Annotated in this window: 6 protein-coding genes, 1 rRNA gene and 1 other RNA gene; 2 read left to right on the top strand and 6 right to left on the bottom strand. The window is 59.9% G+C overall.

The features are described from left to right. Window positions 1-4: 4 nt before the first annotated feature. On the bottom strand, window positions 5-433 hold the full coding sequence (gene mraZ, locus WBR68_RS29295; protein WP_006226256.1) for a division/cell wall cluster transcriptional repressor MraZ: 429 nt from the start codon (window positions 431-433) through the stop codon (window positions 5-7). Between the two features lie 357 nt (window positions 434-790). Further along, an RNA gene (gene rnpB, locus WBR68_RS29300) (RNase P RNA component class A) lies at window positions 791-1,196 on the bottom strand. 132 nt (window positions 1,197-1,328) lie between these two features. On the opposite strand from rnpB, the gene WBR68_RS29305 reads away from it, so the two are divergent. Then, on the top strand, window positions 1,329-3,155 hold the full coding sequence (locus WBR68_RS29305; RefSeq protein WP_050450191.1) for an ATP-binding cassette domain-containing protein: 1,827 nt from the start codon (window positions 1,329-1,331) through the stop codon (window positions 3,153-3,155). 131 nt (window positions 3,156-3,286) lie between these two features. On the opposite strand, the gene pyrC is transcribed toward WBR68_RS29305, so the two are convergent. Together pyrC and WBR68_RS29315 are read right to left on the bottom strand one after the other, a co-directional pair. After that, the gene (pyrC, locus tag WBR68_RS29310; RefSeq protein ID WP_230695990.1) at window positions 3,287-4,351 is read right to left on the bottom strand and encodes a dihydroorotase; all 1,065 of its coding nucleotides are present in this window, start codon (window positions 4,349-4,351) and stop codon (window positions 3,287-3,289) included. 12 nt (window positions 4,352-4,363) lie between these two features. Then, the gene (locus WBR68_RS29315; RefSeq protein WP_050450189.1) at window positions 4,364-5,557 is read right to left on the bottom strand and encodes a M20 aminoacylase family protein; all 1,194 of its coding nucleotides are present in this window, start codon (window positions 5,555-5,557) and stop codon (window positions 4,364-4,366) included. 147 nt (window positions 5,558-5,704) lie between these two features. Here WBR68_RS29315 and WBR68_RS29320 point away from each other — a divergent pair, with 147 nt between their 5' ends. Continuing rightward, complete coding sequence (locus tag WBR68_RS29320) at window positions 5,705-5,983, top strand: SWIB/MDM2 domain-containing protein (protein ID WP_006217453.1); 279 nt, start codon at window positions 5,705-5,707, stop codon at window positions 5,981-5,983. 504 nt (window positions 5,984-6,487) lie between these two features. Here WBR68_RS29320 and WBR68_RS29325 read toward each other — a convergent pair. Both WBR68_RS29325 and rrf read right to left on the bottom strand, forming a co-directional pair. Next, entirely contained in the window at window positions 6,488-6,907 is a 420-nt protein-coding gene (locus tag WBR68_RS29325) for a DUF4870 family protein (RefSeq protein ID WP_050450190.1), read from the bottom strand. A 152-nt stretch (window positions 6,908-7,059) separates the two neighbouring features. Next, a 5S ribosomal RNA gene (gene rrf / locus WBR68_RS29330) occupies window positions 7,060-7,172 on the bottom strand. Window positions 7,173-7,405: the final 233 nt, after the last annotated feature.

Genomic DNA, 7,405 nt, shown 5'->3' on the forward strand with positions numbered 1-7,405 from the left:
TTTTTCAGAACGAAAACTGGTTCAACACATCCGGCATACCCTTGGCCAAATCTTCTGCCTCGCGGCTGGCCAGAGTAGCGGCGTCCCACAACTCGAAGTGCGCGCCCAGACCGAGCAGCATCACATCGCGCGTCATACCGGAAGCGTTGCGCAGTTCAGGCGCGATCAGGACCCGGCCGGAGCCATCCAGTTCCACGTCCTGAGCGTTGCCCAGCAACAGCCGCTGCAACGCACGAGCCGTCATGGGAAAGGCGGCAATCTGCTCGCGCTTCTTTTCCCATTCAGGCCGCGGGTACACCAGCAAGCAGCCGTCAGGGTGGCGGGTCAGGGTCAGCCGGCCATCGGCCTGCGACATCAGCGCGTCACGATGCCGGGTCGGAATCGAGATCCGCCCCTTCGCATCCAGCGTGAGTGCGCTGCTTCCCTGAAACACCACTTTTACCCCACTTAATTGCACAATTTCCTACTATTTCCCACTCTACGGTATGGCAATGGGGCGGTCAAGCGCGTGGTTGCAATTTTTTCAATCACAACAAGGACTTAGACCAATATGTAAAACCGCAAAAAGAAAAACCTCCTGATATATCAGGAGGTTGCGACACACTCTAAAAGTCCTTAGTAAGAAGTAGCGGCTAACGATGCCTTTGCATTGTTTTACGCCGCGCCCCTCCGCCCCGGCTGGCAAGGCTTCCCACCCATCGCGCGCCTTCTCCGCTCTAAAAAATGAGCGGACCGGGCGGGCGGAGCGACCCGGGATCAACGCCGCGGAGCCATGCCGAGGGAAAATTCGATGCAAGACGGATCTATAGGCCGGATTCTGTACACCAGGTTTCCCTGGCGGACGATCATTCCTCTGCGCGGATCATTGCTGAGCCGCTCTAGCCACCTACCCGCATGCTTGGACGGAGCCGCCCTTCGCGGCCCGAGGGCCACACGCATGCCTATTTGATGTTGCTCCGGATAGAGGTTGCCGCGTTTCACCCTGCGACGCCGCGATTCGTTGCCGAACCGCGCGATACGGAGATGGCCGTATCGGTGCGCGCAATGCGCGCCCGCTTCCCAGTCTCGTCTCTGTGGCCCTATTCCTCAACCGCGCCCGAAAACGCGGCCGGACGGCCGTTAGCCGTTACCCTGCCCTATGGAGTCCGGACCTTCCTCGATGAATTCGCATCCACCGCGATCGCCCGACCCGCCTTGCGGTTCGTATTCTATTACAGGTCGCGGCACTGTCCCCATGATGCCGTCCCCACGCCCCGCCCAACGAGCCGGCAATGTTCCTGCGACAATACGCCCTGACTCACTTGTCTGCCGCAGAAAAGACCGACTACATGGCCCTTGCTACCCTCATCACTCTTACCGACATCCAACTGGCTTATGGGCACCACCCGCTGCTGGATCACGCCGACTTCGCCATCCAGGCCGGCGAGCGCATTGGACTGATCGGCCGCAACGGCGCCGGCAAGTCGTCGCTGCTGAGGCTGCTTGACGGCCGCACCGTGCCCGATGACGGCGACATCGCCCGCAGTTCGGGGTTGCGCGTTGCCACGGTCGAACAGGAACCAGAGCTGGATGAAAACGCCACGGTGTTCGATGTTGTCTGCAACGTGGAAGGCGACCACGAAGATTGGCAACGCCCGTCGCGCGTACGTGCCATCCTGGAAAAGCTGGGCCTGCCGGCGGACGTGCAAATCGCCGGGTTGTCCGGCGGCACACGCAAGCGCGTGGCGCTGGCGCGCGCACTGGTCGAAGAGCCCGACCTGCTGCTACTGGACGAACCCACCAACCATCTCGACTTCGAAGGCATTGCCTGGCTGGAAGAGATGTTGCGCAGTTGGCGTGGTGCGGCGGTCATCATCACCCACGACCGCCGATTCCTGGACGCCGTCACCACCCGCATCGTCGAGCTCGACCGCGGTCGCCTGCTGAGCTTTCCCGGCAACTTCTCTCAATGGCAGGAACGCAAGGCTCAGTGGCTGGAATCGGAACGTCTGGAACAAGCCCGCTTCGACAAGCTGCTGGCGCAAGAAGAGGTGTGGATCCGCAAGGGCGTCGAAGCGCGCCGCACCCGTAACGAAGGCCGCGTGCGCCGTTTGGAGAGCCTGCGGGTTCAGCGTGCCGAACGCCGCGAACGTATCGGCGACGTCTCGTTGGCGCTTGCCGAAGGTCAACGTTCGGGCAAACTTGTGGCCGAACTTGAACACGTGGGCAAGACGTTCGGCGACAAGATCGTGGTGGACGACTATACAACGACCATCCTGCGCGGCGACCGCATTGGCATCATCGGGCCCAACGGCGCCGGCAAGACCACCTTGCTAAAGCTCATTCTGGGAGAAATGCAGCCCGACACGGGAACGACCCGCCTGGGCACGAACGTGGCGGTCGCGTATTTCGATCAGATGCGCGCGCAGCTGGACGAAGAAGCCTCGCTGGTGGACATCATCAGCCCTGGCAGCGAATGGGTTGAAATCGGTGGCACCCGCAAGCACGTCATGACCTACCTGGGCGACTTCCTCTTCTCGCCCGCCCGTGCCGGCTCCCCTGTGCGCAGCCTGTCTGGCGGCGAACGCGCGCGTCTGCTGCTGGCCCGCCTGTTCGCTCGCCCCGCGAACGTGCTCGTTCTGGACGAACCCACCAACGACCTCGACATCGAAACGCTGGAGCTTCTGGAAGAACTGCTGCAGGAATACGCCGGCACCGTATTGCTTGTCAGCCACGACCGCGCGTTCCTGAACAACGTCGTCACGCAGACGATCGCGTATGAAGGGAACGGCCGCTGGCGCGATTATGTGGGTGGATATGACGAATGGGTCGCACAGCGCCCCGCGCCCGTCGCCCCATCTTCCGACGAGGACGAGGCGTCCAAGCCCGTGGACGAAGGCGCGGCGCGAGCAAAAGTCGCCCGCCCGAAGCCAGCCAAGGCCAGCAAGATAAACGCGTGGGACCTGCGTGAACTTGAAGGCCTTCCTGATGCCATCGCCGCACTTGAAGCCAAGCAGGTCGAGCTGGCGGGTAAGTTGGCGGACGGCAGCCTCTACCGCGAAGCCCCCTCAGAAGTTGAGCGCATCAATGGCGAACTCGCCAAACTGGAAAGCGAGCTAGAAGAAAAGTTTGCCCGCTGGGAACTGCTGGAAGCACGCCGCGACGGCACTCTCTAAGCGGCATCACTATATAGATAGGCACACCGGCAACGACGGTCGGGCCAAAGAAGCGGGGTGGCCGGCATGATGCCGGCCATCCCGCTTCGTTTACATTGGCGGCCCCGCCGTCAGCTCAAGTGCCTGGCTATTCAAACGTGCGCCCGCCAGGCCAGCGATTCGCCCGCCGCGAGCGGCACCAGCGTGGTATTGCCGAACGCCAGCTCTTCAGGCACCTGATACGTCTCACGCACAAGCGTCAGCGTACCGGTATTACGCGGCAGACCATAGAAGTCAGGGCCATGGAAACTCGCAAAGCCTTCCAGCTTGTCCAGCTTGCCCACGGCGTCAAAGGCGGTCGCGTACAGCTCCATCGCGTGCAATGCCGTGTAGCAACCCGCGCAGCCGCAGGCGTGCTCTTTAAGACCGCGCGCATGGGGTGCACTGTCGGTGCCGAGGAAAAACCGTGGACTACCGCTGGTAGCCGCCTCAACCAAGGCCAGTCGATGCGTCTCGCGCTTCAGGATCGGCAGACAGTACCAATGTGGGCGCACCCCACCCAGGAAAATCGCGTTGCGGTTATACAGCATGTGCTGCGGCGTGATCGTCGCAGCAGTCGGCCCTTCGGCGTCGCGCACGTATTCCGCGCCCTCTTTCGTCGTGATGTGTTCGAACACCACCTTCAAGGCAGGAAACGCGCGGCGCAAAGGCTTCATGACACGCTCTACGAAAATGGCCTCGCGGTCGAACACGTCAATCGCCGGATCGGTGACTTCGCCATGCACCAGCAGCGGCATCCCGCATTTCTCCAAGGCTTCCAGCGCCTTGGTGCACTTGCCCAGCAAGTCCGTGACGCCAGCATCCGAATTAGTCGTAGCGCCCGCCGGATAGAGCTTTACCGCATAGACCTGGCCGGACGCATGCGCAGTGCGGATCTCGTCTGCGGACGTGTTGTCGGTCAGGTAAAGCGTCATCAGTGGCGTAAAAGCGTCCGGATTTCCGCCTGCCTTGCGCAGCGCCTGGAGGATGCGGTCTCGATACGCCAATGCCTGTTCGGTTGTCGTAACTGGCGGCTTCAGATTCGGCATGATGATGGCGCGCGCGAACTGGCGCGCGGTGTCCGCCACCACCGCCTCCAGCGCCGCGCCATCGCGCAAATGCAGATGCCAATCGTCCGGACGAGTAATCGTGAGCTGAGTCGTGCTTTGAGTAGACATGTAAAGGGCTTCTTAATCTGCCAACGGCATGCCCCGCTCGGCCAGCGCGCAAAACATCGCGCTGCCCAGGGGAATGACCGCATCGTTGAAATCAAAATGAGAGTTGTGCAGCACGCAGCCCGACTCGGCGCCGCCTTGGCCCAGGCGGAAATACGCGCCCGGCTTGCTCTGCAACATGAACGAGAAATCTTCGGAGCCCATCGAAGGCACCAAGTCGCGCACCACGTTCTCCTTGCCGATCATCTCGGTCGCGATATCCGCGACAAGGTTGGCGTGCTGCGGTGTATTGAGGGTTGCGGGATAAATGCGTTCGTAGATCAGCTCGGCAGCACCTCCAAACGCGCCGGCGATGGCAGTGACCAGCTCACGCATGCGCGTTTCGACCATCTCTTGAACCGACTTGCGAAAGGTGCGTACGGTCCCCACCAACTTGGCCTCACGTGGAATCACGCTCATTGCGCCTGGGTGTCCGGCCTGCATTGAACCTATCGATACCACCGCCGAATCCAACGGATTCACATTGCGCGACACGATCGTTTGCAACGCGGTGATGATCTGCCCGGCGATGGTCACCGGGTCGATCGTCTGATAGGGATGCGCACCATGACCACCGCGACCAGTGATCTGAATTTCAAAGCGATCGGCCGCCGCCATCATCGGCCCCGGATTGATACCGATGGTACCGGGTCGCAGTCCGGGCCAATTGTGCAGGGCATAGATCGCATCACACGGAAAAGTGTCGAAAAGACCATCCTCCAGCATGGCTCGGGCACCGCCACGCCCCTCTTCGGCCGGCTGAAAAATCAGGACGGCAGTGCCATCAAAATTACGCGTCTGCGCCAGGTACTTGGCAGCCCCGATCAGCACGGCGGTATGACCATCGTGGCCGCAGCCGTGCATCAGGCCAGGCTTGGTCGACTTATGGCCAAAGTCATTGTCTTCCGTCATGGGCAGGGCATCCATGTCGGCCCGCAGGCCAATCATGCGTCCGCTGTCGCAGCGCCGGCCACGGATCACGCCCACAACACCGGTTTTGCCGATGCCGCGATGCACTTCGATGCCCAACGCCTCAAGCGCGCCGGCGACAATGCCAGACGTGCGGACCTCTTCAAAACCCAGTTCTGGGTGAGCATGCAAATCGCGCCGCAGCGCAGTCAGCTCGTCATGAAAAAGCCGAATTGATTCCAAGGCAGATCGTGCGTACATAGGACGTTACAGAATGGCGTGATAGAGGGGACGGTCACCGCATTTTAGTTGCTACAGAGGATAAATGCCTTTGTCTTTACCAGAGAGACACGTTATGCTCCGGCCGCAGGACAATTTTTCCAACAGCCAGAGAAGGAGCGCCGCATTATGGCCACAACCTCCAAACCCGCGACCGCGCGCAAGCCGAACGCTGCATTCATGAAGCCCCTGACCCCCAGCGCCGAATTGGCCGCTGTCATCGGCTCGGAAGCCGTGCCGCGTACCGAGGTCACCAAGAAGATCTGGGAATACATCAAGAAGCACAACCTGCAAGATGCCAGCAACAAGCGCAACATCAACGCCGATGCCAAGCTGCGTCCGATCTTTGGCAAGGATCAGGTCACGATGTTCGAATTGACCAAGTTGGTCAACGCACATCTGAAGTAAGCAGGCAAAGGGCGTACCCCGTACGTCCCTGCCTCTTGGATTGTCGCGACGCCCTGGCTTTTCGCCGGGCTAGCTCGCTACCTTCACGCATACGCCATCCCCCGGCGCAACATGCGAGCCCGCACATCGCGGCTGCGTCAAAAATCTTTCTTGCTGTCGCCCTGATCTTCAAGATCTTCGACTGGCGCTGCGCCTACAGAGCTTGCAAGAGCATCGGCTGTTTACGGCAGCCCAGCTTCTGTTTGCGCGCATATCTGAAGGGGGAGCATACGCTCCCAAGCGCCCACTTCCGTACACGAACAGCCGTCACCTGATGCCTGCGCTGTGCATGCTTGACCAGCGGGATTACCGGGGGCAACACCCAGCAGCGCGTCGCACCAAAGCTGCGGGTGTAATTGACTCGCGTAGTCGACACATCTCTGCGTACGTGAAAAAGCCGGCAAGACTGCCGGCTTTTCAAATGCTCAACAGAGCCGCCGTTGCTGGCCCTGTGTACCTTGCAGGTCAGGCGTAGGTAGTCGGTGAACCACCGTCCAGCAGCGCTAACCAACCTTTGATCAAACGGTAGAGCACCCAGACGATGGTCGCGATCAGGCTAATCCAACCAATGAAGATATAGATGGCAATCGCGCTGATGGCCAACCACAGCATCGCCCACCAGAACGTGCGAAGCATCCAATCAAAGTGGGCAGCGTAAACCGTACCCGCAGCGTCCGAACGCTTCAAGTACATCAGCACCACCGCGGCCAACGTCGCAATGCCCAGGATTCCACTCGTCAAAAAGCCCAGGGCGAATAAACCGTAAGCCACATGGGTCAGTGTGCGCAGGTCTAACGTTGTACCGGGCAAGGGGGTCTGGGGATCACTCACGATAACGCTCCAACGAATTGACTCGGTCAATCTTACCGCACAAAACCGGCCCATCTACGGGCGTTGTTATTTCGGCACAATCAGCATTGGCGCGGCTTTCGGCCTGATTGACGAGGCGATGCGTATGAGTTCTCAACGCCCAATCCATGATCGCTTTGCCAAAGACAAAGCCCCGCCGGAAACCGGCGGGGCTTTGAGGAATAAGAGCTTAACGATGACCTACTTTCACAGACGTCCGTCCACTATCATCGGCGCGAAGGCGTTTCACTGTCCTGTTCGGGATGGGAAGGAGTGGTACCACCTTGCTATGGTCGTTAAGCGTAAACGCTTGAGCGTTGACCGAGACGTCAACCACTCGAATTTTTGCATACTGACAGGTAGTGACTGAGCGAGGCACACTTTCGTGATCATGGCTACCACCGATGACCACATATCTACGTGTTCTCACTTATATAAAACAAAACCCCACAGGATTACCTGTGGGGTTTTGCGCAATAAAAGCCTGACGATGACCTACTTTCACAGACGTCCGTCCACTATCATCGGCGCGAA

The sequence above is a fragment of the Achromobacter sp. JD-1 genome (genome assembly GCF_038594925.1).
GTDB lineage: Bacteria > Pseudomonadota > Gammaproteobacteria > Burkholderiales > Burkholderiaceae_B > Achromobacter > Achromobacter spanius_C.

What these genes read in the sequence shown, in the direction of transcription:
- WBR68_RS29305 (WP_050450191.1), top strand. Translation starts at nt 1,329, where the DNA reads ATGGCCCTTGCTACCCTCATCACTCTTACCGACATCCAACTGGCTTAT.
- pyrC (WP_230695990.1), bottom strand. Translation starts at nt 4,351, where the DNA reads ATGTCTACTCAAAGCACGACTCAGCTCACGATTACTCGTCCGGACGAT.
- WBR68_RS29315 (WP_050450189.1), bottom strand. Translation starts at nt 5,557, where the DNA reads ATGTACGCACGATCTGCCTTGGAATCAATTCGGCTTTTTCATGACGAG.
- WBR68_RS29320 (WP_006217453.1), top strand. Translation starts at nt 5,705, where the DNA reads ATGGCCACAACCTCCAAACCCGCGACCGCGCGCAAGCCGAACGCTGCA.
- WBR68_RS29325 (WP_050450190.1), bottom strand. Translation starts at nt 6,907, where the DNA reads ATGGGCCGGTTTTGTGCGGTAAGATTGACCGAGTCAATTCGTTGGAGC.